Raw genomic sequence first — 24,450 nt, 5'->3', positions numbered from 1 at the left:
CGAGGATGAGCGGGATCACCGGCAAGAAGGCCGTCGGCGTCGAGACCATCGGCATGACCATGCGCTTCGGCGCCTTCACTGCGCTCGACGATGTCTCGGTCAAGGTGCCGGCCGGCTCCTTCCACGCGCTGCTCGGCGAGAACGGCGCGGGCAAGTCGACGCTGGTCAAATGCATGATGGGCTTTTACCATCCGACCTCCGGCGACATGCTGGTCGACGGCCGCGAGGTGGCGATCGCCAGCCCCAAGGATGCCTCAGCGCTCGGCCTTGGCATGGTCTACCAACATTTCACGCTGGTGCCGTCGCTGACGGGAGCAGAGAACCTCGTCATTTCGCGTGAAAAAGTGCCTGGCATTGTCGACTGGCGCAAGGAGCGTGGCGCCCTCGCCGTATTCATGGGACGCATGCCGTTCAAGCTGCCGCTCGACGTCAAGGTGGCTGAGCTTGCCGCCGGCGAGAAGCAGAAGTTGGAGATCATCAAGCAGCTCTATCTCGGCCGCAGTTTCCTGGTGCTGGACGAGCCGACCTCAGTGCTCACGCCTGGCGAGGCGCAGGAAGTGCTGGGCCTGGTGCGCGACATGACAAAGGCGGGTGACCTCACCGTGCTGATGATTTCGCACAAGTTCCATGAGGTCACGGCCTTCGCCGACGATGTCAGCGTGCTGCGCAAAGGCAGGCTGACCGGAACCGGCCGCGTCGCCGACCTCGACCATAAGGCAATGGCGGCGATGATGATCGGCGACCAGCCGATCGCCGCACTCGACAGCCGCGCCGCGCCGAAGGCCGATGCCGAGACGGTGCTGAAGGTCAGGTCGCTGAAGGCGCCGGATAGAACCGGGCTGAAATCCATCAGCATCGAGGATCTTGGCGTGCGCTCGGGCGAAATCGTCGGCATCGCCGGCATTTCCGGCAACGGTCAGAAGGAGTTTTTGGAAGTGCTGGCCGGCCAGCGGCCGCGCGACGCGGGCGATGTGCTGGTGCGTGGGGCCGCCTATGCGGCGACACGCGCCGAGGCCCGCGCGTTCAACGTGCGGCTCATTCCCGAAGAGCCGCTGAAGAATGCCTGCGCGCCGAAAATGACGGTGGCCGAGAACATCTCCTTCCGCACCTTCGACATGGACGGCAACGGCAAGCCGGTGAACTGGATCAGCACCAGTGCCATCCGCGCGTTCAGTGCCCGGCTGGTCGAACAGTTCAAGGTCAAGACAGCATCGCTGTCGTCGCCTATCGCCTCGCTGTCGGGCGGCAATGTGCAGCGCGCTGTGCTGGCGCGCGAACTGACCGGCGAGGTCGATCTGCTGATCGTCTCCAACCCATGCTTCGGCCTCGACTTCTCGGCGGTGGCGGAAATCCGCGCCCGCATCATGAAGGCGCGCAATGCCGGGGCTGCGGTGCTTTTGATGTCCGAAGATCTCGACGAGCTGCTCGAACTGTCCGACCGCATCTTCGTCATGTCGAACGGCGCGCTGGTCTACGAAACTCCGATCGCCGGCGCGAGTGTGCAGACCATCGGCGAGCATATGGCGGGACATCACTGATGGCCGAAATCGATGCCCAGCCGTTTGCCTTCGTCTTCAAGCCTGAATGCATGGCGCTGATCGTCATCGACATGCAGCGCGACTTCGCCGAGCCCGGCGGTTTTGGTGCCAGCCTCGGCAACGATGTCAGCCGCATCACCGCCATTGTGCCGACGGTGAAGAGACTAATCGAAGGGTTCCGCGCCGCCGGCCTGCCGGTGATCCACACTATGGAGTGCCATCGGCCCGACCTCTCTGACCTGCCGCCGGCCAAGCGCAATCGCGGCAATCCGTCGATCCGCATCGGCGATGTCGGGCCGATGGGCCGCGTGCTGATCGTCGGCGAGCCGGGCACGGCGATCCTCGACGAGCTTGCGCCGCTGCCGGGCGAGATCGTCATCGAGAAGCCCGGCAAGGGCGCATTCTACGCCACCTCCTTCAACGAGGACCTCAAGAGGCTCGGAGCCGGGCAGCTGGTCTTTGCCGGCGTCACCACCGAGGTCTGCGTGCAGACGACGATGCGCGAGGCCAACGACCGTGGCTATGAGTGCCTGCTCGCCGAGGACGCGACGGAAAGCTATTTCCCCGAGTTCAAGGCAGCGGCGATGGCCATGATCAGGGCGCAGGGCGCCATCGTCGGCTGGACAGCGACCACCGACCAGGTACTCAAGGGAATTGCCAATGTCTAATCTTGCCTTTGCCGGCCTGCTCGACGGCGGCTGGCGCGATCTGGCGTTCGAGCCTTTCCGCGACAGCATCAGTGTGCACTGGCTGCTAAAGGGCGGGCCGGTGGGACCGTCGGTCGCCATCCTCAGCTACCGGCCCGGCGCCGGCGTGCCGCGCCACCGCCATGTCGGGCTGGAGACCATCGTCGTGCTGGAAGGAACGCAGAGTGACGAGAATGGCGACTATCCCACCGGCAGCGTCGTGCTGAATCCGGTCGGCACCGAGCATTCGGTGTGGACGAAAGACGGCTGCGTCGTGCTGATCCAGTGGGACCTGCCGGTGATCATTCTGGGGGAGGCCAAATGAGCGACCTGCGCTTCGACATAGGCAGCCTGCACGCCGCCTACGCGGCCGGCATCGGCGTAGACGAAGTCATCGAGACGGTGCATGCCCGCCTGAGGGCCGCCGACGATCCCGGCATCTTCATCCATCTGGCCGACAAGGCCGCGCTGCTGGCGGCCGCTGCCGCCCTCTGCCCGTTCGACCCGGTGGCCAAACCGCTCTGGGGCGTCCCCTTCGCCGTAAAAGATAATATCGACGTCGCCGGCATGCCGACGACGGCGGCCTGCGCCGAATATACCTACTGGCCCGACAGGGACGCCACCGTGGTGGCACGGCTGAGGGCGGCTGGCGCGCTGGTCGTCGGCAAGACCAATCTCGACCAGTTCGCCACCGGTCTCGTCGGCGCGCGCACGCCCTGGCCGATCCCGCGCAACGCCATCGACGCCGAGCTGGTGCCGGGCGGCTCATCGTCGGGGTCGGCGGTGGCGACGGCGCGCGGCATCGTCTCGTTTGCGCTCGGCACCGACACCGCCGGCTCCGGCCGCATCCCGGCCGGCCTCAACAACATTGTCGGGCTGAAGCCGACGCTCGGCGCGCTGTCGGCCGCCGGCGTCGTGCCGGCCTGCCGCACGCTCGACTGCGTCTCGGTGTTCGCATTGACCGTCGACGACGCCTATCAGGTGTTCTCGGTGGCGGCGGCGCGCGACGCGGCCGATCCGTATTCGCGCAACATCGCCGTCCAGCCGCTCGCCGTACGCCCGCCGGTGCTGAGCGTCGGCATCCCGGCAAAGGCCGACCTGAAATTCTTCGGCGATGCGGCGATGCAAGCCGGCTTCGAGGCCTCACTTGCAACGCTGTCGCGGCTTGGCTGCCGGCTGGTAGAAATCCCCTTCCGCGATTTCTACGCCACCGCCAACCTTCTCTATGAAGGCGCCTGGGTGGCTGAGCGCTATGCGGCGATCCGCGATTTCATGGAGGCCAACGAAGCGGCCCTACATCCGGTGACGCGCAAGATCATCGGCGGCGCGCGCAACCTTTCGGCGGCGGACGCTTTCCGCGGCCTCTATGCCTTGCAGGCCTACAGAGCGAAGCTCGCTCCCGTCATCGCCTCGGTCGACCTGCTCTGCGTGCCGACCGCGCCGACGCATTACACCACCGCCGCCGTGCTCGCCGATCCGATCGAGACCAACAGCCGCCTCGGCACCTACACCAATTTCGTCAACCTGCTCGACATGTGTGGCATCGCCGTGCCGACAGGCAAGCGCGATGACGGCCTGCCGATGAGCGTCACCTTGCTGGCGCCGGCCGGCCGCGATGCGCTGACAGCGGCGCTCGCCCGCGACCTGCATGCGGCGAGCGGCCTTTCGCTCGGCGCAACCGGCTGGCAGCAGCCGGGTTTTCTGCCTGCAGCTTCATCAGCCGATGATGGCATGATCGATCTCGTGGTTGTTGGCGCGCATCTTTCGGGGATGCCGCTCAACGGCCAACTGAGCCAGCTCGGCGCACGGTTCTCGCGCTCGGCAAAGACATGCGCCGCCTACAGGCTCTATGCGCTGGCTGGCCAGTCCGTGCCCAAGCCGGGGCTGCTCCGTGTCGCCGAGGGCGGCGCTGCCGTCGAGGTCGAAGTCTGGCGGCTGTCGGCCGATGCCTTCGGCCGCTTCGTCGCGGCCATCCCGCCACCGCTCGGCATCGGGACCATCGAGCTCGAGGACGGCAGTTCGGCCAAAGGCTTCCTGGTCGAAACCGCTGGCCTCAGCGGTGCGTCCGACATCTCGTCCTTCGGCGGCTGGCGCCACTTCGTCGGCCCCAGCAAGAACTCGGCCCCAGCAAGAACATAGCAGACCAAAGCGATCAGCACCGAAAGGCCCACTGCCCCGTCGCCCACACCCCAGCTGTTAGCGCCAGTTCGAGATGCTCCAGGCCGGCGCGTCGCCGGCATAGCGGTTGAACCCCAGATTCTCCTGCGACGCGCGGCGGTGGATTTCGGCAAAGTAGGGATCGAACACACTGTTGAGCCGTTCGAGCTCGGCGTGCTCGGCTAAAAAAGCGGGCACCGTCTCGCGGATTTCGGCGAAGATCGCGGTCTCGTCGACGGTGGTCAGGCAGCCGTTGCGCATGACGATTTCGCCGGCCACCATGACCATCTCGATCGACGATCCGTTCTCCGAAAACACCAGATGCTTGTCGATGTCGTTGAGCGGCATAAACGCATAGGTGTCGAGATCGAGCACGATCAGGTCCGCCGCCTTGCCTACGGCGAGCGAGCCGGTAACGTCCTCCAGCATGGCACTGCGCGCGCCATTGATTGTCGCCATGCGAAGAATGTCGGCGGCTGGAATCCATGTTGCATAGTCAGGCCCCGAGGCACTGTGGATGAGACCGGCAACCCGCATCACGTCGAAGATGCGGGCGGTATCATTGGACGACACGCCGTCTGTGCCGAGCGCCACCGTGACGCCGGCATCCATCAGGCGGCGGATCGGCGCGATGCCGGCGCCGAGCTTCTGATTGGAAACGGCATTGTGGGCGATCGAGCATCCTGCCTCACCCATCAGTCCCATGTCTTCGTCGGTAACCCAGACCGAATGGGCAATGGTGGTGTTGCGGCCGAGCACGCCGAGTTCGTGCATGTAAGCGACAAGGGTCTTGCCGAACATCAGGTGCCCGGTGATCGCCTGGGTCTTGGTTTCAAGCACATGGGTGTGCAGCGGCACCCGCATTTTCAGCGCCAGATCGTGACAGGCGACCAGCAGGTCGGACGTGCAGCGTTGCGGCGCAGACGGCGCGATCATGAAGTTGAGACGGCCGGCCATGCCATGCAGCGACGAAAAGGCCGAGCGACAATAGTCGACATAGGTTTGGGCGCTGATAGGCGGCCCGAAATCGAGCTTGTCCTGTAACGCCTGCGGCAGGACTTCGCGCGCATAGGGCAGCGCATCGAGCGCGTGCACGTTCATCACCGCGCTCGACACATTGGCGCGAATGCCGGCGTCCCTGTAGGCCCTGAACACGGTGCCGAGACGCTCGAGATCATGCGCCGGCGGATCGAAGAAATCGTCGCACAGGGTCGTCACGCCGTTGCGCAGCGACTCCATGGCCAGTAGCATCGTGCGCAGGTAGAGCAGACGCGGCGCAATCGCCGGGCCCATCAGCAGCGGATAGGCATAGAGCAGCCAGACTTCGAGCGGCATGTTCTGGTAGCGGCCGCGCAGGAAGGTCTCGCCGGAATGGGTGTGGCCGTTGACGAGCCCCGGCATCACCAGCTTGCCCTGCCCCTCGATGATCCGTGCGTCTGGCGCAGCAACCAGGTTCTTGCCGATGGCGGCAATGATCGCGCCGTCGATGAGGATATCTCCGGCAGATGGGACGGTCCCTTCAGGTCCGTCCATGGTCAGAAGCGTAGCGTTGCGGATCAGCGTTTGCATATGCGTGTCCTAGTAATCGCGCAGTTCAGCGAAGCCCGTCGCGGCCTTGCGCCCGCCGCGCAGCTTGCCGCTGAGCCAGACGCCGAACACCGTCGCGATGTAAGGCAGGGCCAAAAGCAGGTCATGCGGAACGGCATCGCCGAACAGCAACTGGGCGCGAATGCCGAGGGCGCCGACCACGGAGAAGAACAGCGCGGCAAATGCGGAACCGATCGGATGCGCTGCCCCGAAAATAACCGCAGCGAAAGCCATGAAGCCGCGTCCCGCCGTCATGTTCTGGGCGTAGATCTGCAAACTGCCAGCCGCCAGTTCGGCGCCACCAATGGCGCAAAGCACCCCGCCAATGATCAACGCTGCAAGTCGCATGCGCGAGGGATTGGCGCCGACGCTGCGGGCTGCAAAGGGGTGCTCGCCCGAAGCCGCCAGCCGCAAACCGAAGCGCGTGCGCCGCAACAGAACCCACATGGCGAAAACCGCGAAGGGCATCGCCAGCACGAAGATCGACAGCACCCCGAAAGGTCCAAAAGCCGGGCCAAGCTTGGGCACTCCGAAGGGGGCCGTGACGGCGGCCTGGCTGCCGAAGATGGCCTGGACGGCAAGCGACGTGCCGCCGAGGCCGAGGCCGGTCAATCCAAGGCCTGCGATGATCGGATTGGCCTTGAGCTTTTCAATGACGAACCACAGCAGCACCGAGGCCAGCACGCACAGGATGATGGCAATCAGCATCGCCAACGCGAACGAGCCGGTCAGCACGATGCCGACAATCGCCGCGCATGCGCCGATGATCATCAGTCCCTCGAGGCCGAGATTCCATATGCCGGCGCGCTGGGCCACGACGCCCGCCATGGTGACATAGATGAGCGGCGTGCCGGAACGCAGGATGGCGACTATGATGTCGTTCATGCCGATCTCCTCCCGAACGCCAGGAGGCGGTCGACGAAGCCGGATTTGGCAGTAATAAAAAGCGCAATCGCGGCGTTGATGATTTCGATGGCCGCCGAGGGCAGCCCTGCCATGATCGGCAGATAAAGCGCGGCCGAGGCAAGCCCGCCGAAGAACACCGAGACGAAGGCCGTGCCCACCACCGACAGATTGGCCACCAGCGCGATCAGGATAGCGGTGAAGCCATGGGTCGGCAGGAACCCGCCGGCCAGACGGCCGTTGGGGCCCATGAACTCGATGGTGCCGGCGAGGCCCGCCAGGGCACCGGAGATCAGAAAGCTCGAAAGCCCCAAACGCCAGACCGTTGCGCCCTGCCACTGCACCATGGTCGGGTTGCGCCCGGCAAGGCTGGCCAGAACGCCGAAGGCGGTGCGATTGACCAGCAGCCACATCGCCAGCGCGACCAGTGCGGCGATCACGATAATGGTCGGCGACAGGCCTAGCGAATCCGAAATGCGATAGGCAGCCGCGAGCGGCCGGCTGGAGGCCTGCTGACCCGAACCCGACGGGTCCTTGAGCGGGCCGGCGGTGACATAGACCAGCAACAGCCCAGCGAGGAAATTGCCCATCAGAGTGGTGATCACTTCGTCGGTGCCGGACTGCAGGCGCAGCAGTCCCGGCCACAGGGCCCAGAGCGCCCCACCTGTCATGCCGGCTGCAAAGCAGGCCGGAATGACGACGAAGGCGGGCGCGCCGTTGAGCCACTCGGCCATGAAGGCGGCACAGATGGCGCCGAGGTAGAACTGGCCCTGCGCGCCGATGTTGAAATAGCCGGCGCGGAAGGAAATGCCGACACCGGCGGCGGTGATGAACAGCGGCAGCGCCCAACGCAGGCTCTGCTGCCATGCGCCCGGGCGGAAGAACGCGCCTTCGGCGACACTGTGGAACATGCCGAGCGCCGAATAGCCGGCGAACTGGAAAATGACGCCGCACAGCGCCAGGGCGATAACGATGAAGATCAGCCCACGCAAGACCGAAACGAATTTGCCCGTCATTGGGAAACCCCTGTCATGGCCGCGCCGACGGCGCCGATCCGGTAGGGCGCCGAAAATGTGCCGGCAACCTCTCCCGACAGCATGACGACGACCCGGTCGCTGATGTCGAAGAGCTCGTCGAGGTCCGAGGAGATCAAGAGCACGCCGCAGCCGCGGTCGCGTGCCTCTCGCAGCGATTGCCAGACAAAGGCTGTCGCGCCGATGTCGAGACCTCTCGTCGGCTGCGCGGCGATGATCAGCTTGGCGTCGGCATCGACCTCGCGCGCCAGGATCACCTTCTGAGCGTTGCCGCCCGACAGTGAACCCGCTTGCTGGCCGGTGGTCGCATAGTGCACGCCCCATGCTTGAAGCGCCTCGTCACAGCGCTTTTTCAGCCGCGCCGGATTGATGGCGCTCAGCAAGCGCGATTGCAGCAATTCGCGCGCCGACCAGTTTTCCCACAGGCTGCTCGAGAGGCTCAAGCCCTCAGTGTTGCGCTCGAATGGAATGACGCGCAGGCCGGCGGCGCGGCGGCGCGCCAGCGGTGCGGCCGTGACATCGACCCCGCCCACGGCGAGCGTGCCGTGTGTCGCGTCGACAAGATCAGCGATGGCGCGCACCAGCGTTCGCTGGCCGTTGCCCTCGACCCCTGCAATGCCGACGATCTCGCCGGCCTTGATTGTGAGCGAAAGATCGCGCAGGGCAGGCCCTTCGGCGTCGCTCAGCGTGGAGACGCCGCGCATGTCGAGGACCAGCCCAGCATCGGCCGGAGTGTGGTGGTTCGCCGTGTGCGCGGCTGGTGCGCCTCGGCCGGTCGCCGCGTCGGCATCACCCGACGCCAGGGTCCTGGCGACGGCCGGGCCGACGATCATCTCGGCAAGACGCTTGGCGCCGATCTCGGCGCAGGCCACCGGCCCGTCGACAAGCCTGCCGCCGCGCAGCACGCTGACCGTATCGGCAATCGCCAGCACCTCGCGGATCTTGTGCAGGATGAGGATCACGGTGACGCCGCGATCCCTGAGCTTGCGCACCCGCTCGAACAGCATCTCGATTCCGGAAGGCGAAAGCACCGCCGTCGGCTCGTCGAGGATCAGAACCCTAGCGTCGGCGACCAACGCGCGGGCGATCTCGATGCCTTGCTGCGTCTCGACCGGCAGGTCGCGCACCCGGCGCTTCGGATCGACATTGACGTCGAGGCTTTTGAGATGCGGCGCCCAGCGCTTCTGCAATGCCGAGCGGGTGAAGATAGCGGCGCCTCTGTCCGACCCGAACTCCATGGCTTCGGCCACCGTGAAGGACGGCGGCAAGGCAAAGCTCTGATGCACGAGTTCGACGCCGGCGGCGCGCGCATCCTTGACCTTGCCTGTCTTGACCTGCTGGCCGTTGATCCTGAGTTCGCCCACGGCCGGCCGGACAAGTCCGGCCGCGACGCGAGCGAACGTGGTTTTGCCGGCGCCGTTCTGGCCGACCACGGCGTGGATCTTGCCCCGTTCGAATGCAATGCCCACACCCGAAAGGGCCATGACGCTGCCATAGGCCACGGTAACGTCACGGCATTCGAGTGCGGGATTGTCCATCGGGGTCATCGGTCCAGGTTCGCCCTGTCAGCCAACAGGCTCAAAGCGTGGTGTTGAAGGGCACGACGATGGAACCGTCGAGAATGCCGGCCTTGGTCTTCTCGATCTCAGCCCAGATTTCCTTGGATTTGGCAACCCGATCCGCCGGGCCCTGCTCGGCATAGAGCGGCGACAGCTCGAATTCGACCACGCCGGTGCCCAGACCGGTTGCGACATGCTTGCCGCCAGCCCATTCCGCGCCAAGCGCCTTGCCGACCTCGATGTAGAGCGACTGGCCGAAGTCGAGGCTGACGATGCCGACGATCGACTTCGGACCGAGTGGATACTGCGCCCGCGCAAGGGTGGAGAGCATGCGCCCCGCGCCCTCGTTGGCGGCGGCAATGATGCCGCCATCGGTGGCCGCCGAGTCGGTCTGGATGTAGTCGATGCCGTCGTTGAACATCTGGGTGGCGATTTCCTGGCCCTTGGCGGGGTCCTGGAACGAACCGGCAAAGGCGGCAGTCACGGTCAGGTCCGGATTGACCGAAAGAGCGCCGGCCTTCAGCGCATTGAAATCGGCGTTGAGCGGGGGAATGGAGATGCCGCCGATATAGCCGATCTTGCCGCTCTTGGTCATGCGCGCGGCGAACACACCCGATAGATAGCACCCGAGATAATAGTCATAGGATACGGTCACAACATTGGGCAGCGGCGGCTCGATAGCGTCGCCGAACAGCTGGATCCATTTGGTTTTGGGATAGGACGGCGCCAGCGCCTTGAACGGCTCGCCAACCTCGTTGAAGGTCGAGACGATGACCGATGCGCCGGCATCGGCCAGCGTGCGGAAGATGGTTTCGTAGGTCGCAGGGTCCTGGGCGTAGACGACGCGCGCCTGAAGGCCCTTTTCCTGCGCCAGCTGGTTGATCTTGGCGATCATGGAATCAACCGCGCTCTGGTCGCCCGCTGCCTGGGTGTGCACCAGCGCGATGAATCCGTCAGCCGCATACGCCACCTTGGACAGCGCACCGCTTACGGCGGCAAGCGCTGCCGCGCTGGCGCCGGCCTTGATGAAGCTGCGGCGGTTCAATCCCGCGGCGAGGATCGCACGGTCGTCAAAATTGCTCGTCATGATAGTCATCCCTTTTTTGGCGTCCGCGTTTCCGGCTCGCCGTTCCCTTGAAAGTTCTGGTGCCACCTTCTTGAGGCGGCATCCGATGCCTCATCCGTCCCCGGTCACGCTCGTGTTCGCCATCAGACACCGGGGGAAAACGGTGCCGGATTCATGATCATCACGTCCTGGGACTGGATGGCGTTCAGCGCCCAGACTTCGCCGATGAATTTCTGCCAGTCGGGGTCTGCATACATGGCGGCGCGACGCGCCTCGCGATCGGCGAGGCTGTCGTAGCCCCACATCAGAACCGTCGTATGAAGATGCCCGATCTCGGAAACGTAGAGCCCGAGGAAACGGTTGAGGTGCTTCTTTTGCACAGGGAGGCCCTCGGCCTCGTATTTCTGCATCCAGGAATCGACCGTGCCGGGCCGGAATGTGTAGGTGCGGTGTTCGACAATCATGACGTTCCTTGTCCTGTCAGGCAGCGTTCAGGATGAACTCGGCACATTTTTCACCGATCATGATCGCTGGCGCATTGGTGTTGCCGCTGGAAATGATCGGCATGATCGAAGCGTCGGCGACGCGCAGGCCGTCGATGCCATGGACCTTGAGACGCGCGTCGACGACGGCGCGCTCATCGTTGCCCATCTTACATGTGCCGACCGGATGGAATGTTGTCATGGCGGTCGCCTTCAACCATTCGACAAGATCGGCGTCGGTCTCGACCTGAGGACCGGGCGCGAGCTCGCGTCCGCGATAGGCGTCGAAGGCGGGCTGGTTGATGATCTCTCGCGTCAGCCGAATGCCGGCGATCATGGTCTGACGATCAAACTCGGTTTCGAGATAATTGGCCTGGATTCTGGGCGGCATCTTGGGATCGGCGGATGCCAGCGTGATGGCGCCCCGGCTATCCGGGTTGACAGGCCCTACCCGCAGCGTGAAGCCGTGATTGGCTTCGACAGCCGCGCGCTTGAACGGATTGGGAAAGTGCAGGTTGGCGGTCTTTTCCAGAGCTGGCATGAAATGCAGCTGGATGTCGGGCGCAACCAGATCCGACCGCGATTTGATGAACGCGCCTGCCTCATAGGGGAATGTCGTGGTGATGCCGCGGCCGAACAACATGCCTTCGACCAGCGACCAGGTCAGCCTGTCGACACGCAGGTCGCTGAACAGCGTGATTGGTTGGGTGCATTCGTAGGACAACACGCAATCGACATGATCCTGCAGGTTCTTGCCGACGCCGGGCAGATTGTGAATGGCCTTGATGCCATGCTCTGCGAGCTCGTCGGCAGGCCCGATACCCGACAGCAAAAGGATTTGCGGTGAGTTCACCGCGCCGGCGCTGACCACGACTTCGCGTTCGGCATGAGCGGTACGTAGCGTACCGTTATGGGAGAACTCGACACCGGCGGCTCTGCCGTTGGCGAGGACGATCCGCTGGGTCAGCGCTTTGGTCAGGACGGTCAGGTTCTTGCGTCCGGCGATCGGGCGCAGGAACGCATACGAGGTCGACCAGCGCTTGCCGTCCTTGATGGTGAAGTCGAATTTGCCGAAGCCTTCCTGTTCGTCGCCGTTGAAGTCGTCGTTCATCGGATAGCCGGCTTCCGCGCCCGCTGCCGAGAACACGTCGAGCAGCGGGTTCCAGCCGCGCGCCCGGCAGACGGTCAGCTCACCCCCGGTGCCATGCGGGGCATCCTTGCGCTGAATGTGTCCTTCCGACCTGCGGAAGGCCGGCAGCACATCTTCGTAGGACCAACCGGGCAGCCCCATTTGCGCCCAGCGGTCGTAGTCGTGGCGGTTGCCGCGCACATAGATCATGCCGTTGATGGTGGACGAGCCGCCCAATGCCTTGCCGCGCGGCCAATAGAGCGAGCGGTTGTTGAGAAAGGGTTCCGGCTCGGTGTGATAATGCCAGTTGTAGATGCCAGACTGGAATAGCTTGCCCATCAGCATGGGCAGTCGGAACAGTGGATTGGAATCCCGACCGCCCGCTTCCAGCAACAGCACCTTGTGATCGGGGTTGGCGGACAGCCGGTTGGCCAGAACGCAACCGGCCGAGCCGGCGCCGACGATGACGAAATCGTAGGTCTTGGTTGCAGACATATGTCACCACGCGACGGGCTTGGCGCCCATCGTCTCCAGATATCGGTTGCAAAGCAGGAATGGATTTTCGAGCGCCAGAATCGCGTCGGCGCGCGCCGGATGGTCGCGCAGAATGCAGCCGTTCAGCGCGCCCTGGCCTTCGATGATGCCCGCCAAAGCAAGCGTCTGCGCGGCAGCGTCGCCAAAACCGATGAAGACGACGGGAGCGCCACGGCCAGCGAGCTGGTGCAGCACCGCGAGTATCAGCGGACGCCACAAGGGCAGATGACCGCTCGACTGGTGCGGGTCGATCTCGACTTTGAAGCGAGACAGCGTCAGCGACGCGTTGAGAAGCAAAACGCCGTCGTCGACCCATCGCTGCACAAGCACGTCGGCGCTCTCGAGATCGACCTGGCCGTCTTCAATGGCGGCCAGCGTCGCCGGCCAATCGGCGAAGGACCGGGCATAGGTGAGATCGCCAGTGCGCGCCGCGACAATCTGCTGGGTGAAGGCGCGAATGCTCTTGGAGAACATCTTGTCGAGTTCGCGCCAGGCCGCGACATTGCCGGCCTCGAAGGCGCGGCCGGTGGAAAAGCCAGGCTCCGGATAAGGGTCCTGCCCGAGAATGACGCAACGCACATCCTCCGGCGCGATGCCGTCGAAGGCGCGCAGCATATGCGCACCCTTGGGCGCGCCGGGAAAAGTCTTGTCGCGCCGCGGCGGGAAGATCGGCTCCCAAGGCTCAAGCTCAAGCATCGGGTCGATGGCATCGAAATCCAGCGACACGGCACCAAGGGCGGCCCGCCAGGCCGGTGCGATGTCGCCGTGCCAATCCGCCAAGGTTTCGATCATCGCAGACCTGAGTTGAATCGGCATTGCGGCGACGCTCTCCCTTTAGCTTCCCAATGATCGGGACGTTACGAAGAACCTGACCAAAATGTCAACTTCCAAAATTACTAAACCTGACCATATCGTCAGTTTTTTTGAAAACCACGCCACTATGGCTTGGGCCGATTTTCGAAGGGTGCTATAGAGCCCGGACACGTATAGGCAGGGGGCGGAGCGGATATGGCGGGACAGAAGGCGGCACGCCCGAGCGGCAAAAATCCCGAAGACCGGGTTGGCGCCAGGAACCGGGAGAAGATTCTGCGCGCGGCGGTCGACGTGTTCGCGCGAAAGGGCCTCGACGGGACGCGCATCCAGGAAATAGCTGACCAGTGCGGGCTGCCCAAGGCCAATGTCTACTACTACTTTTCGACCAAGCAGGAAATCTACACCCACGTGATCGAGCATCTGCTGACTGGGTGGGACAAGGCCTTCGAGCACATCACGCCTGATCGCGACCCGCGCGAGGCGATTGCCGTCTATGTCCGCGCCAAGCTCGACTATTCACGCAAGCATGCAGCCGAGTCGCGTTTCTTCGCCAACGAAATGCTGCGAGGTGCCCACTTCCTGAGCAAGCAGCAAAAGCTGCACATGCAGCGGGTCACGCGCGAGCGGTCTGCCGTCGTCGAGGGCTGGGTGCGCGACGGCAAGATGGCGCCCGTCGATGCCCGGCATTTTTTCATCATGCTGTGGGCGGCGACGCAGTTCTACGGCGATTTCGAACCGTTGGCAGCCAATGCGCTCGAAAAGAGCAAACTGGCCAAGGCCGACTACGACGCAGCGGCCGCCGCCATCACGACTATCGTCCTCGACGGGTGCGGCGTCTCAGCTTGATGGCATCGAAAGTCCCGACGTGTTCGGAAGATCTACGACTTCCGCCGATCACTTCGAGGGCCCGAACGGGTAGATTCGCCATTCATTCGGGTGGCGCCCGCACTGCAAGACGGCTCGGGGGCGCGGCTCGCTCAAGGCACGATCCAGCACAAGATCGGCTGTTGACAACGCAAAGCTCTAGAACAAATTCTTGCCGCCAACCGGACCGAGATGTCTCTAACCCGTGACCATCGACGCGACTACCGTCTACTCTTCCCTGAAGGCCCGCTGGATCTGATCGGCCAGCGGCTTTACGAGATAGGAAAGCGCATGGTGCGGCTGCCGGTCGAGAAGAACGCTTCGACGGGCATGCCCGGCGCCAGGGTCAGGCCTTTCAGTTTTTTCAGCTCCGAGCGCGGCAGGCTGACGCGAACCGTGTAAAAAGCCGCGCCGCTGCGTTCGTCGACGCTGAGATCGGCGGAGATTTCGCTGACGCTGCCATTCAGTTCCGGTGTCACGCGCTGATTGAACGCCGAGAGCTTCAGCGCCACGTCCTGACCGAGCGAAAGCTGATCGATGTCCTGCGGCGCGATGCGGGCCTCGACGGTCAGATCGTCGGCCACCGGCACCACGAGCATGATCACCTCACCCGGCGAAATGACGCCGCCGACCGTATGAACGGCAAGCTGGTGAACCACGCCATCCTGCGGACTGCGAATATCGATGCGTTTGAGCTGGTCTTCGGCTGACACCTTGCGTTCGACGAATTCGGATATTTTCCCCTGGAAAGCGAGATTCCGTCCCGCCCATACCTGCCTAGATAGACGGTCTCGCGGCGTCCGTTGAGCCTGTAATCCAGCCGAAACGAGATCGTGCCGCTAGGCATGACGCGGACATACATGCCGTCACGGTCAGCGATTTTGTAAATTTCTCTTTTGGTTTCAGCGCCTTAAGGGCGGCATCCGTCAACATGCCTACTACCTCCTGAAAAGTACCGTCAGTACAATTTTGAGGTCTCTCGACAGGAAATCTCTTATACTTTCAATACTTTAAGGCAAAAAAGTACCGTCATCAGCCTCGTTGTTCACGGCGGTACTTTGAAAATTCGAAGCGGGCAATATGCCGGAGGCCCGTCAAGCGGTCCGCCACCGCCAATCTCTGCGTACCGATTGTCGCTGATTGTCCCTGAAAGGATTTATTTTTGTTTTCAGTACGTTACGTCGCAGATTGGCGTAATTTCGGCGGCGATCGGATGGACCAAAATCATTCCCACTCGATTGTTCAAACAGCATATAACCCATTGAAATCACAGTCAAATATTTATCGACGTTGCGCAAACTCCGACATCAAGGCCGTCAAAAAGTTACGCTTTTGATTTTAAAGGGAAAATCGCCGCAAAAAATATTTTGAGGTTTCACCAACTATCGGGACCAATCGGGCAATTTTTGCTTTGTGACGTTCGACGGCGTGGCTTAGCCAGTCTCGAAAAGTACCGTCACTGCTTCAAATAGGTGCAGTTTTTCGTTGCGAAATCAACGGTCATGGTGGACCCAGGGATGTGCCGCAACCATTGATTTCATCGGGCTTTCCGTGGGCCATATTCGGAAATCTTCCCGTATCGTTCCGTCCGGTTCAGCGACAAGCCATGATCTCAAATTCGATTGTCACCTGGCGTGGCGGTGTCCTCGATATGCCCTACCGATCCCATGCCTACAGCGACGCCGATGGTTCCTAAGGCATCGCCAGCTCTTACATCGAGGCTGCGGTCGAGACAAAGCACGGCATTCAACAAGGTTTGCGCTCCAGCCAGGCACTGCTCTTTGGTAGTCGACTCCGCTTCATTGTGGCTGAGCCCGCCCAGGCACGGCACGAAGATCATCGATGTGGGCGCGACGCGGGCGATGTATGCGGAGTCGTGGCCCGCCCCCGAATGGATCCGGACGCTGCTGTAGCCACAAGCAGCCGCGCCTTCGGCAACGGCGTCGACGCATAGCGAATCGAATTTGACGGCCGGGCTCCTCCAGTGTTCCGACAAGGTGATGGCGAACCCGTCCTTGAGCCGAGCACCGATCTCGTGCCGCAGTTCTGCCTCCATGACATCAAGCTGGTCATCCTCCGGGTGACGCAAATCGACGGACAGCGCGACACGGCCGGGAACAACATTGCGGGAATTGGGGTGCACCTCGACACAGCCAACGGTGCCGACGCCCGGAGCGTGTGAGTTCGCGATGCGCTCGACCAGAAGGATTAATTCGGCCGCAGCAAGGAGTGCATCCTTCCGCAAGGCCATAGGGGTTGGACCGGCATGCGCTTCAACGCCCTCGATGACAAGATCGTACCACCGCATGCTCTGGACGCCTTCGACGATGCCGATGTCCTTGCCTTGCGCTTCGAGGACAGGACCTTGCTCGATGTGCAATTCGAGCATGGCGGCCATTCCGGTCGAGCCGGCAGGAGTGTCTCCGCGGAAGCCGATCGCCTCCAGCGCGTCGCCAAATGTCTGTCCGTCGCGCGCGACACGGGTATCGGCATAGAGGCGATCGAAAACGCCGGCATGGACGCCGGAACCAAGCATGGCGGGGCTAAACCGCGCGCCCTCTTCATTCGTCCAATTGACCAGCATCAGCGGATGCCGAGTCTCGTAGCCGCTCTCGTTCAGCGTCCGTAGAATCTCGAGGCCGGCGAGCACGCCAAGGATGCCATCGAATTTTCCACCGGTCGGCTGAGTGTCCAGATGGCTGCCAATTGCGATCGGCGCTAGGGTGGGATCGGTGCCGGCTCGGGTGAAAAACATGTTGCCGACTTCATCGACGCTCATGCGGCAATCCAGAGCCAGGCATTGCTCGGTCAGCCAGTCACGAACCGCGCGATCCTCTTCAGTCAGCGTCAGTCTTTTGATGCCCCCTTTTGGCGTACCGCCGAAGACTGCCGTTTCCATCAGGCTCCGCCACAGACGGTCGCCATTCACTGTCAGATTTTGCATGATCGCCTCCGCCATGCGTCCATTGTGTCCATCAGCCCTACGCCCCGATACCGCCGAGGCACGCGTATTTGAGCTCGATGAATTCAAGGATGCCGTGATGCGAGCCTTCGCGGGAATTGCCGCTCTCCTTGACGCCGCCGAACGGCGCCAGTTCGGTGGAGATGAGGCCCGTGTTGACGCCGATCATGCCGCATTCGAGCTTCTCCATCACGCGAAAGACCCGCGCTACGTCGCGTGTGTAGAAATAGGCGGCAAGCCCGGTGTCGGTGGCGTTCGCCGCCGACACTGCTTCGCCCTCGGTCTCGAACCGGAACACCGGCGCAAGGGGCCCGAACGTTTCCTCCTTCGCCAGAAGCATGTCTGATGAGGCACCCGTCAGGACGGTTGGCTCGAAGAAGGTCCCGCCCAGCGCATGGCGCCGGCCGCCGGTCGTGATGCGAGCCCCCTTCGAAAGCGCATCCTCGAGATGCGCCTCGACCTTGGCGACTGCCCGCTCCGAAATCAGCGGCCCCTGCAGCACGCCCTCATCAAAGCCATTGCCGACACGCAGCCCGGCCACGCGTGTCGTCAGTTTCTCGACAAAGGCATCATGGACCGCGGACTGCACATAGATGCGATTGGTGCATACGCATGTCTGACCGGAATTCCTGAACTTCGAGCTGATTGCGCCGTCGACGGCGGCATCGATGTCGGTATCGTCGAAGACGATGAAGGGTGCGTTGCCGCCGAGTTCCAGGGCGACGCGCTTCACCGTGGTGGCCGCCTGCTGCATCAGGAGTTTTCCGACCGGCGTCGAACCGGTGAAGCCGACCAGCCGCACGGCCGGATGCGACGTCAGCACGCCGCCTATGGCCACGGCATTGCCGGTGACGACGTTGACAGCTCCATCGGAAAAGCCAGCGCGTCGCGCCAGTTCGGCAAGCGCCAGTGCGGTCAACGGCGTTTCGGGCGCGGGCTTGACGACGACGGTGCAGCCGGCGGCGAGTGCCGGCGCGATCTTGCGCGTGATCATGGCGGCCGGGAAGTTCCACGGCGTGATTGCGGCAACCACGCCGATCGGCTGACGCTGGACGAGAATGCGTGCGTCGGCGCGATGCGAGGGCAGGATTTCGCCTGCAATGCGCTTGGCTTCTTCCGCGTAGAATTCGACATAGGATGCGGCGTAGTCGATCTCGCCGAGCGCTTCCGAATAGGGCTTGCCCTGCTCGCTGGTAAGGATGGTCGCGAGATCCCGGCGCGCGGCTGTGATGAGGTCGAACCAGCGCCTGAGTATCGCCGACCGCTCCTTTGCCGGCTTCGCGGCCCACGGCCTGAAAGCACGTGCCGCCGCTTCGACCGCCGCGTTGGCTTCCGCTTCGCCAAGATCCGGCACACGGGCAATCAGCGCGCCGGTAGCAGGATCGTGAACGGGCGTTTCGCCAGTGCCGACAAATGCACCATCGATGAACGCCTGCGACTTGAGAAGCGTTTCGTCGTCAAGAGCGCGCGTGCCGGTCTTGTTCGAAGACACGAGCGGGCCTGGCTCTGAGTTCGCCAAAACGGTGTTTCGACGCGCTGGCAAGGTGTGATTGTCGATCATGGCATGCTCCTGAGAATTCGGCCGGAGGATAGCGACAATCTTTACAGGCAGTGCGCGATTGATTTATGCCCAGTGGTGCGTTCAGTGCACCACTCCAGCTTCGAAGGGACCAGCGCAAGCGATGGCTGCGAAAGGGAAGGCCGCACCGGCTGAGGCGAGTGGCAGGCGGCAGGTGATGCCGCCGCTGGCGATGATCCGCGCCTTCGAAGCTGCGGGCCGGATGGGCTCGATGCGCAAGGCCGCGGAGGATCTTGGAGTCAGTCACTCCGTCATAAGCCGTCATGTGAAGAATCTCGAGCTCTGGATGGCGGTGAAGCTCGTCACGTCGACCCCTCGCGGTCTTCGCCTGACGAGGGAGGGAGAATTGCTCCATGCCTCCGTGTCGAAGGCTTTCGAGCTGATCACGGCCACGGCGGCGGAACTTCGCCCTCCATCCCACCGGCGTACATTGCGATTGTGGTGCATGCCCGGGCTGGCGACACGCTGGCTGGGGCCAAGACTGCCCCTGTTGCAGGATATGCTGAAAGGCACGGAATTCATTCTGCGCGCCATAGATCGCCTTCCGGATTTCTCCATTGGCGAGGCGGATGTCATGATCGGATTCGCGAATTTGGACGACCTGCCGCTAGGGGCAAGCCCGCTCATCCATCCCAGGATGTTCCCGGTGGCAAACCGGGATTGGCTTTCAAGGTCCGCTTTACCGGACAGCGTGGCTGAGTTGACGCGTGCGCCGCTGATCCACGAAGAGAACCGCCAGCAATGGGCCGACTGGTTTCGCGCCGCCGGCGTCGATCACGACAACGCTTTGCGCGGCCCCCGTCTTTGGGACGCCAGCCTCGGCTTCGACGCTGCCCTGGGTGGACAAGGTGTCGCTCTTGCGACGCGGCTAACCGCCGCCGACGAGATGGCGCAAGGCCGCCTGGTCGAACTGTTCGCCACCGATATCCGCCTGGGCGCCTACTACTTCCTCGCTGCACCTTCGCGGCGAAAGGACCAGGCCATTCGCCGGCTGCGCGACTGGCTGGTTGCCGAATTGACCTTGACGGAGTCAGGCCAGCGCTAGGGTCTACTTGCCATACCCTCCACGCCATCCAGTACCCCTTAAAGGTGATTTGCGAACGCCGGAGTGTTCGACAGATTCCCATCGGAATTCGGCTCGGCCGAATTCATTGGGCAACTCGGGAAGAACGAAGGCGGGCGTGCCTTTTCCGTTCAGACAAGGCATCAAGATGACTGTTCTCAAAAGCGCCTGGGAGATGGACCGTGCGCATGTACTCCACCCCTATTCCGACTTCTCGACCTTCGCGAGGGAAGGCAGCCAGATCATCGAAAAGGCCAAGGGCATGTATGTCACGGATGGGCAAGGCCGCCGCATTCTCGATGGCATTGCCGGCCTCTGGTGCGTCAACATCGGCCATGGGCGCGAGGAGATGGCCGACGCGATCGCACGTCAGGTCATCGACATGGAATACTACAATCCGTTCGGCCACAGTTCGAACGTGCCGGCTGCCAGGCTGGCTCATTGGCTTGCGGAGAATTCACCGGGCACGTTGAACCACGTCTATTTCAGCTGCGGCGGCTCGACGGCGAACGACGCTGCCGTTCGTCTCGTTCACTACTATTTCGGCATGAAGGGACTGCACCGCAAGAAGAAGATCATCTCGCGGCTAAACGGCTATCACGGCGCAACCTATGTCGCCGCGAGCCTCACCGGCATCCACGGAACCAAGGTCGGTTTCGACCGGATCGGCGAGGATTTCATCCACCACGTTTCGGCCGCCGACCTCTATTCCAGGCCGCGCGACATGAGCGAGGAAGATTACTGCGACTTTCTCGTCAATGAGTTCGAGAACCGCATCCAGCAGCTTGGTCCCGACAACGTCGCGGCCTTCATCGCCGAGCCGATCATGGGAGCCGGCGGGGTGCTGGTCGCGCCCGAAGGCTACCATCGTCGCATGTACGAGGTCTGCAAGCGCTATGGCATGCTCTACATCGCCGACGAGGTCGTGACCGCCTTCGGCCGCCTTGGCGAGTGGTTCGCGTCGGAAAAGCTGTTCGGCTACACGCCCGACATCCTCGTTTGTGCCAAGGGCATCACCTCCGGCTATATCCCATTGGGAGCAACGCTTATCTCGTCCGAGATCCACGAGGTGATCAGCCGCCCGCAATGCGAAGGTGGCGTGTTCTCGATGGGGCTGACCTATTTCGGCCATCCTGTCGCCTGCGCCGCAGCCTTGAAGAACATCGAGATCATCGAACGCGAGGATTTGCTCGGCAATGCCCGCAGCGTCGGCGCGCATCTTCAGGCGACCGCCGCTGCCCTCATCAACCTGCCGATCGTCGGCGACGTTCGCGGTAGCCATTTGATGCTGGGGGTCGACCTTGTCGAGGACAAGCGCACCAAGGCACCGCTACCAGCAGCCGAAAAAGCCGCCGACAAGATTGCCCGGCTGTGCATCAAGCGGGGCGTCATGGTGCGACCGGTCGGCAGCCGCATCGTCGTTTCGCCGCCTGTCATCATCGACAAGGACGAGTGCGACACCATCGTTTCGGCCATCAACGACAGCATTCTCGAATTTGTCGCCAGCCGCTGAATCAGGAGCAGGCCATGAGGAAACTGACCGTATCCGCCACGCAAATGGCGTGCAGCTGGGACCTGGATGAAAACATCCAGAAGGCCGAGGAGCTGATCCAGCTCGCGGCCGAGGACGGCGCGCAGATCATTCTCCTACAGGAGCTGTTCCAGACGCCCTATTTCTGCCTGGAGCAGAAGAGCACGCACTACGCCCTGGCGCGCCCGTTGGAGAATGACCGCGCCGTCCAGCATTTTCGGGCGATGGCAGCCAAGCTCGAGGTCGTCCTGCCGATCTCCTATTTCGAGCAGGCGGGCGCTGCCCACTATAATTCATTGGCTATCATCGATGCCGATGGCAGCATCCTGACCAACTATCGCAAGACTCACATTCCGCAGGCGCCTGGATACGAGGAGAAGTTCTACTTCTCCCCCGGCGATACCGGCTTCAAGGTTGTACAGACGCGCTATGGCCGGCTCGGCTGCGGCATCTGCTGGGACCAATGGTTCCCGGAAACCGCGCGGGCGCTGTCACTGCTGGGTGCCGAGCTCCTGATGTTTCCGACGGCGATCGGTGCCGAGCAGGCAAACCCGGGTCTCGATTCCAGCGGCCACTGGCGACGCACAATGCAAGGTCATGCGGCGGCCAACATCGTCCCTGTCGTCGCCTCCAACAGGGTCGGCAACGAGACTGAAGGTACGACCAGTTCTACCTTCTATGGGACGTCGTTCATCGCGGATCACACCGGGGCAATCGTCGCCGAGGCCAACCGCATCGACGAGACCTATCTCCTGGCGTCCTTCGATCTCGACGAGATCGGGAGCTACCGGCACGCGTGGGGCGTCTATCGCGATCGTCGACCCGAAATGTATGGCGCTTTGCGGACACTGGACGGCCGCACCGTCATCGCAGGCTGAGCCTAAGAGCCCTCACCCTCCCAAGGGCGGCGTGACCACGCTGCGGTCACGCCCGATCTTTCTTTGAGGCCTGTCCCCCAGACCCATCCTGGTGAATCGTGCCCGGATCGGAGCCCTTCTCGCCCCACAAACCCCGCGCTAGATTCCAGCCTCGCTTGCGCCCAACGAAGGGTCGAGATAGTCGCGCAAACTGTCGCCGAGGAGGTTGAAGCCGATCGCCACCGTCGCGATTGCCGCTCCCGGGAAAACCCCCAGCCACCACGCGCGCGGCTGCTGCGCCAGCGAGTCGAAGATCATGGCGCCCCATTCCGGCGCCGGCGGTTGCGCGCCGAGGCCAAGGAAGGAAAGGCCCGACGACGCCAGCATGACAAAGCCCACATCGCTGGTCAGCTGCACCAGCACCAGCGGCCAAACCATCGGCAGCAGCGTGACGACCAGAAGATAGGAGCGGGAGGCGCCTAGCGCCCGCGCGGCGGAAACGAACTCCTGCTCCTTCAGCGACAGAACCCGGCTGCGGATCACCCGCGCATACCACGGCCAAAAAACCGCTGCCAAGGCAACTGTCGTCGGCCCCATGCCGCCGCCGAAGGTCGCGGCGATGGCGGCGGCGAGGATCAGGGCCGGAAATGCCAGGAAGAGATCCGTGACGCGCATCAATATCTCGTCGACCAGACCGCCAAAGAACCCCGCTACAATGCCGACCCCGGTGCCTATCACGGCGGCGACCGCTAGAACCGCGAACGAGACGGACATTGTGATCCAGGCGCCGCCAACCACGCGGGCCAGCGTGTCCCGGCCGATCTTGTCGGTGCCCATCCAATGATCGAAGGTCGGCGGCTTCAATGAGGCGGTGATGTTCATCTTGATCGGATCATATGTGGTGAGGCTGAAGCCAGACACATGCGCAACGAAGGACAGGATCGACACCAGCACCACGGCGCCGACGATGACGACCGCGACCATGCTTTGTGGCGAGGACCTTGTGAACGCGATGACGGAATTGAAGACTGCCCCGATGGAGCGGGACGTTCGAAACCCGTGCAGTGATCGGTGCTTGTCATGACGGTCATTTCAGTTCGACCCGGGGATCGAGGAGCACGTAGCTGAGGTCGACGACCAGGTTGATGACGATGTAAGCCGCGGACACGACCAGGGTGATCGCCATGATCGCATTGTAGTCGGATCCGGAGATGGCATCGGCGGTGTAGCGGCCGAGGCCAGGCAGGTTGAAGATCAGCTCGACGAGCACAGCCCCCGATATCAGCAGCCCCATATTGAGGCCGAAGACCGTGACGATCGGCAGGAGACTGTTGGCGAGCGCATGGCGAAGATAGACCTTGAACGGCGTGATGCCTTTTGCCCTGGCGGTGCGGATGTAGTCGGCGGACAGTACGTCCAGCATCGTCGTTCGCACGACGCGGATGATGACGGCCATCGATGGAATGGCGAGCACCGTGACCGGCAAGATCATGTGCCGCAGCGCGTCGGCAAACAGATCCAGACGGCCCGCCAGCAAGCTATCGACACTCAGGAAGCCGGTGACGTATGGCGGCATGGCAACTCCGGTCGCCAGGCGCCCGCCGAAGGGCAGAATGCCAAGAACGGAAAAGAAGATAAGCTGGGCGATCAACGCCATCCAGAAATCGGGCACCGACAGGCCAAACACGGAGATGACACGCACTGCCGCATCGGTCTTGCCCGAAGAATTGACGGCGGAGGCGGCGCCCAGCGCCACGCCGCCGACGAGACTGATGAGCGAGGCCAGGATCACCAACTCGCAGGTCGCCGGAAAGAACGTCAGGATATCCTGGGAGATCGGCCGTCGCGTGATGATCGAGCGGCCGAAATCGCCGTGAAATATCCCCGAGACGTAGTGAACAAACTGCTGGGCAAGCGGCAGGTCCAACCCGAGCTGCGCCCGAACGGCCGCCACGGCTCCAGGCCCGGCCCTTGCGCCGGCGATGAGCCGCGCCGGGTCCCCGGGCAGGATCCGGGCCAACGCAAAGGTCATCACCATGACGCCGGCGAGCAGGAACAGTGTGGAAACGAGACGCCGAAGAATGAAGCGCAGCACCGGTCCGGTTC

Annotated in this window: 20 protein-coding genes and 2 pseudogenes; 8 read left to right on the top strand and 14 right to left on the bottom strand. The window is 63.0% G+C overall.

The features are described from left to right. Positions 1 to 5 precede the first annotated feature (5 nt). From FCU66_RS10805 to atzF, 4 genes are read left to right on the top strand one after another with little or no spacing between them, the layout of a single operon-like run. Complete coding sequence (locus FCU66_RS10805) at positions 6 to 1,538, top strand: ABC transporter ATP-binding protein (protein WP_136619198.1); 1,533 nt, start codon at positions 6 to 8, stop codon at positions 1,536 to 1,538. Continuing rightward, positions 1,538 to 2,206 carry a cysteine hydrolase family protein gene (locus FCU66_RS10800; RefSeq protein ID WP_136619197.1) on the top strand — a complete coding sequence of 223 codons (669 nt, stop codon included), beginning with the start codon at positions 1,538 to 1,540 and terminating at the stop codon, positions 2,204 to 2,206. The genes FCU66_RS10805 and FCU66_RS10800 overlap by 1 nt, the downstream gene beginning before the upstream one ends. Then, entirely contained in the window at positions 2,199 to 2,549 is a 351-nt protein-coding gene (locus FCU66_RS10795) for a cupin domain-containing protein (RefSeq protein WP_136619196.1), read from the top strand. The genes FCU66_RS10800 and FCU66_RS10795 overlap by 8 nt, the downstream gene beginning before the upstream one ends. Then, positions 2,546 to 4,363 (top strand): allophanate hydrolase, encoded by a 1,818-nt coding sequence (atzF, locus tag FCU66_RS10790; protein ID WP_136619195.1) that lies wholly within the window; start codon positions 2,546 to 2,548, stop codon positions 4,361 to 4,363. Before FCU66_RS10795 ends, atzF begins: the two co-directional genes overlap by 4 nt. Positions 4,364 to 4,420: 57 nt before the next feature. On the opposite strand, the gene FCU66_RS10785 is transcribed toward atzF, so the two are convergent. From FCU66_RS10785 to FCU66_RS10750, 8 genes are all read right to left on the bottom strand, one after another. After that, entirely contained in the window at positions 4,421 to 5,950 is a 1,530-nt protein-coding gene (locus FCU66_RS10785; protein ID WP_136619194.1) for an amidohydrolase family protein, read from the bottom strand. Between the two features lie 9 nt (positions 5,951 to 5,959). Continuing rightward, entirely contained in the window at positions 5,960 to 6,853 is an 894-nt protein-coding gene (locus FCU66_RS10780) for an ABC transporter permease (protein WP_136619193.1), read from the bottom strand. Further along, positions 6,850 to 7,887 carry an ABC transporter permease gene (locus FCU66_RS10775; protein WP_136619192.1) on the bottom strand — a complete coding sequence of 346 codons (1,038 nt, stop codon included), beginning with the start codon at positions 7,885 to 7,887 and terminating at the stop codon, positions 6,850 to 6,852. Before FCU66_RS10775 ends, FCU66_RS10780 begins: the two co-directional genes overlap by 4 nt. Continuing rightward, positions 7,884 to 9,452, bottom strand: coding sequence for an ABC transporter ATP-binding protein (locus tag FCU66_RS10770; protein WP_136619191.1), 1,569 nt, complete (start codon positions 9,450 to 9,452; stop codon positions 7,884 to 7,886). The genes FCU66_RS10775 and FCU66_RS10770 overlap by 4 nt, the downstream gene beginning before the upstream one ends. A gap of 31 nt (positions 9,453 to 9,483) precedes the next feature. Beyond that, positions 9,484 to 10,551, bottom strand: coding sequence for a BMP family ABC transporter substrate-binding protein (locus FCU66_RS10765; protein WP_246093854.1), 1,068 nt, complete (start codon positions 10,549 to 10,551; stop codon positions 9,484 to 9,486). Positions 10,552 to 10,673: 122 nt separating this feature from the next. Beyond that, positions 10,674 to 10,994, bottom strand: coding sequence for an NIPSNAP family protein (locus tag FCU66_RS10760; RefSeq protein ID WP_095771318.1), 321 nt, complete (start codon positions 10,992 to 10,994; stop codon positions 10,674 to 10,676). Between the two features lie 16 nt (positions 10,995 to 11,010). Beyond that, the gene (locus FCU66_RS10755) at positions 11,011 to 12,636 is read right to left on the bottom strand and encodes a GMC family oxidoreductase (protein ID WP_136619190.1); all 1,626 of its coding nucleotides are present in this window, start codon (positions 12,634 to 12,636) and stop codon (positions 11,011 to 11,013) included. Between the two features lie 3 nt (positions 12,637 to 12,639). Next, a complete protein-coding gene (locus tag FCU66_RS10750) occupies positions 12,640 to 13,491 on the bottom strand; it encodes a uracil-DNA glycosylase family protein (protein WP_246093853.1) in 852 nt (283 codons plus the stop codon). A 192-nt stretch (positions 13,492 to 13,683) separates the two neighbouring features. On the opposite strand from FCU66_RS10750, the gene FCU66_RS10745 reads away from it, so the two are divergent. Then, positions 13,684 to 14,334, top strand: a complete 651-nt coding sequence (locus FCU66_RS10745; protein ID WP_136619189.1) for a TetR family transcriptional regulator C-terminal domain-containing protein — start codon at positions 13,684 to 13,686, stop codon at positions 14,332 to 14,334. Positions 14,335 to 14,580: 246 nt separating this feature from the next. Here the strand turns inward: FCU66_RS10745 and FCU66_RS10740 are convergent. The 4 genes and pseudogenes from FCU66_RS10740 to FCU66_RS10725 form a co-directional block, all read right to left on the bottom strand. Then, positions 14,581 to 15,116, bottom strand: a pseudogene (locus tag FCU66_RS10740) (HlyD family type I secretion periplasmic adaptor subunit); the annotation flags it as partial. Beyond that, positions 15,104 to 15,285 (bottom strand): annotated as a pseudogene (locus FCU66_RS41875) (Arm DNA-binding domain-containing protein); the annotation flags it as partial. The pseudogenes FCU66_RS10740 and FCU66_RS41875, both read right to left, overlap by 13 nt. Positions 15,286 to 15,964: 679 nt before the next feature. After that, complete coding sequence (locus FCU66_RS10730) at positions 15,965 to 17,311, bottom strand: Zn-dependent hydrolase (protein WP_246093852.1); 1,347 nt, start codon at positions 17,309 to 17,311, stop codon at positions 15,965 to 15,967. 22 nt (positions 17,312 to 17,333) lie between these two features. Next, positions 17,334 to 18,875, bottom strand: a complete 1,542-nt coding sequence (locus FCU66_RS10725; RefSeq protein WP_136619188.1) for an NAD-dependent succinate-semialdehyde dehydrogenase — start codon at positions 18,873 to 18,875, stop codon at positions 17,334 to 17,336. Between the two features lie 121 nt (positions 18,876 to 18,996). On the opposite strand from FCU66_RS10725, the gene FCU66_RS10720 reads away from it, so the two are divergent. From FCU66_RS10720 to aguB, 3 genes are all read left to right on the top strand, one after another. Next, on the top strand, positions 18,997 to 19,938 hold the full coding sequence (locus tag FCU66_RS10720) for a LysR substrate-binding domain-containing protein (protein WP_136619187.1): 942 nt from the start codon (positions 18,997 to 18,999) through the stop codon (positions 19,936 to 19,938). A gap of 166 nt (positions 19,939 to 20,104) precedes the next feature. Next, a complete protein-coding gene (locus tag FCU66_RS10715) occupies positions 20,105 to 21,469 on the top strand; it encodes an aminotransferase (RefSeq protein ID WP_136619186.1) in 1,365 nt (454 codons plus the stop codon). A 14-nt stretch (positions 21,470 to 21,483) separates the two neighbouring features. Beyond that, positions 21,484 to 22,365, top strand: coding sequence for an N-carbamoylputrescine amidase (gene aguB / locus FCU66_RS10710; RefSeq protein ID WP_136619185.1), 882 nt, complete (start codon positions 21,484 to 21,486; stop codon positions 22,363 to 22,365). A gap of 138 nt (positions 22,366 to 22,503) precedes the next feature. On the opposite strand, the gene FCU66_RS10705 is transcribed toward aguB, so the two are convergent. Together FCU66_RS10705 and FCU66_RS10700 are read right to left on the bottom strand one after the other, a co-directional pair. After that, positions 22,504 to 23,328 (bottom strand): ABC transporter permease, encoded by an 825-nt coding sequence (locus FCU66_RS10705; protein WP_136619184.1) that lies wholly within the window; start codon positions 23,326 to 23,328, stop codon positions 22,504 to 22,506. Positions 23,329 to 23,431: 103 nt separating this feature from the next. Next, entirely contained in the window at positions 23,432 to 24,439 is a 1,008-nt protein-coding gene (locus FCU66_RS10700) for an ABC transporter permease (RefSeq protein WP_206077140.1), read from the bottom strand. Between the last annotated feature and the right edge of the window lie 11 nt (positions 24,440 to 24,450).

It is taken from the genome of Mesorhizobium norvegicum (genome assembly GCF_004919685.1).
In the GTDB taxonomy this organism is placed as follows: domain Bacteria; phylum Pseudomonadota; class Alphaproteobacteria; order Rhizobiales; family Rhizobiaceae; genus Mesorhizobium; species Mesorhizobium norvegicum.
The sequence above is the reverse complement of the archived record's forward strand: the minus strand, read 5'-3'. Positions and strand labels throughout refer to the sequence as shown.

Coding starts and splice junctions, on each gene's coding strand:
- FCU66_RS10805 (WP_136619198.1), top strand. CDS start 6: ATGAGCGGGATCACCGGCAAGAAGGCCGTCGGCGTCGAGACCATCGGC.
- FCU66_RS10800 (WP_136619197.1), top strand. CDS start 1,538: ATGGCCGAAATCGATGCCCAGCCGTTTGCCTTCGTCTTCAAGCCTGAA.
- FCU66_RS10795 (WP_136619196.1), top strand. CDS start 2,199: ATGTCTAATCTTGCCTTTGCCGGCCTGCTCGACGGCGGCTGGCGCGAT.
- atzF (WP_136619195.1), top strand. CDS start 2,546: ATGAGCGACCTGCGCTTCGACATAGGCAGCCTGCACGCCGCCTACGCG.
- FCU66_RS10785 (WP_136619194.1), bottom strand. CDS start 5,950: ATGCAAACGCTGATCCGCAACGCTACGCTTCTGACCATGGACGGACCT.
- FCU66_RS10780 (WP_136619193.1), bottom strand. CDS start 6,853: ATGAACGACATCATAGTCGCCATCCTGCGTTCCGGCACGCCGCTCATC.
- FCU66_RS10775 (WP_136619192.1), bottom strand. CDS start 7,887: ATGACGGGCAAATTCGTTTCGGTCTTGCGTGGGCTGATCTTCATCGTT.
- FCU66_RS10770 (WP_136619191.1), bottom strand. CDS start 9,452: ATGACCCCGATGGACAATCCCGCACTCGAATGCCGTGACGTTACCGTG.
- FCU66_RS10765 (WP_246093854.1), bottom strand. CDS start 10,551: ATGACGAGCAATTTTGACGACCGTGCGATCCTCGCCGCGGGATTGAAC.
- FCU66_RS10760 (WP_095771318.1), bottom strand. CDS start 10,994: ATGATTGTCGAACACCGCACCTACACATTCCGGCCCGGCACGGTCGAT.
- FCU66_RS10755 (WP_136619190.1), bottom strand. CDS start 12,636: ATGTCTGCAACCAAGACCTACGATTTCGTCATCGTCGGCGCCGGCTCG.
- FCU66_RS10750 (WP_246093853.1), bottom strand. CDS start 13,491: ATGCCGATTCAACTCAGGTCTGCGATGATCGAAACCTTGGCGGATTGG.
- FCU66_RS10745 (WP_136619189.1), top strand. CDS start 13,684: ATGGCGGGACAGAAGGCGGCACGCCCGAGCGGCAAAAATCCCGAAGAC.
- FCU66_RS10730 (WP_246093852.1), bottom strand. CDS start 17,311: ATGGCGGAGGCGATCATGCAAAATCTGACAGTGAATGGCGACCGTCTG.
- FCU66_RS10725 (WP_136619188.1), bottom strand. CDS start 18,875: ATGATCGACAATCACACCTTGCCAGCGCGTCGAAACACCGTTTTGGCG.
- FCU66_RS10720 (WP_136619187.1), top strand. CDS start 18,997: ATGGCTGCGAAAGGGAAGGCCGCACCGGCTGAGGCGAGTGGCAGGCGG.
- FCU66_RS10715 (WP_136619186.1), top strand. CDS start 20,105: ATGACTGTTCTCAAAAGCGCCTGGGAGATGGACCGTGCGCATGTACTC.
- aguB (WP_136619185.1), top strand. CDS start 21,484: ATGAGGAAACTGACCGTATCCGCCACGCAAATGGCGTGCAGCTGGGAC.
- FCU66_RS10705 (WP_136619184.1), bottom strand. CDS start 23,328: ATGGTCGCGGTCGTCATCGTCGGCGCCGTGGTGCTGGTGTCGATCCTG.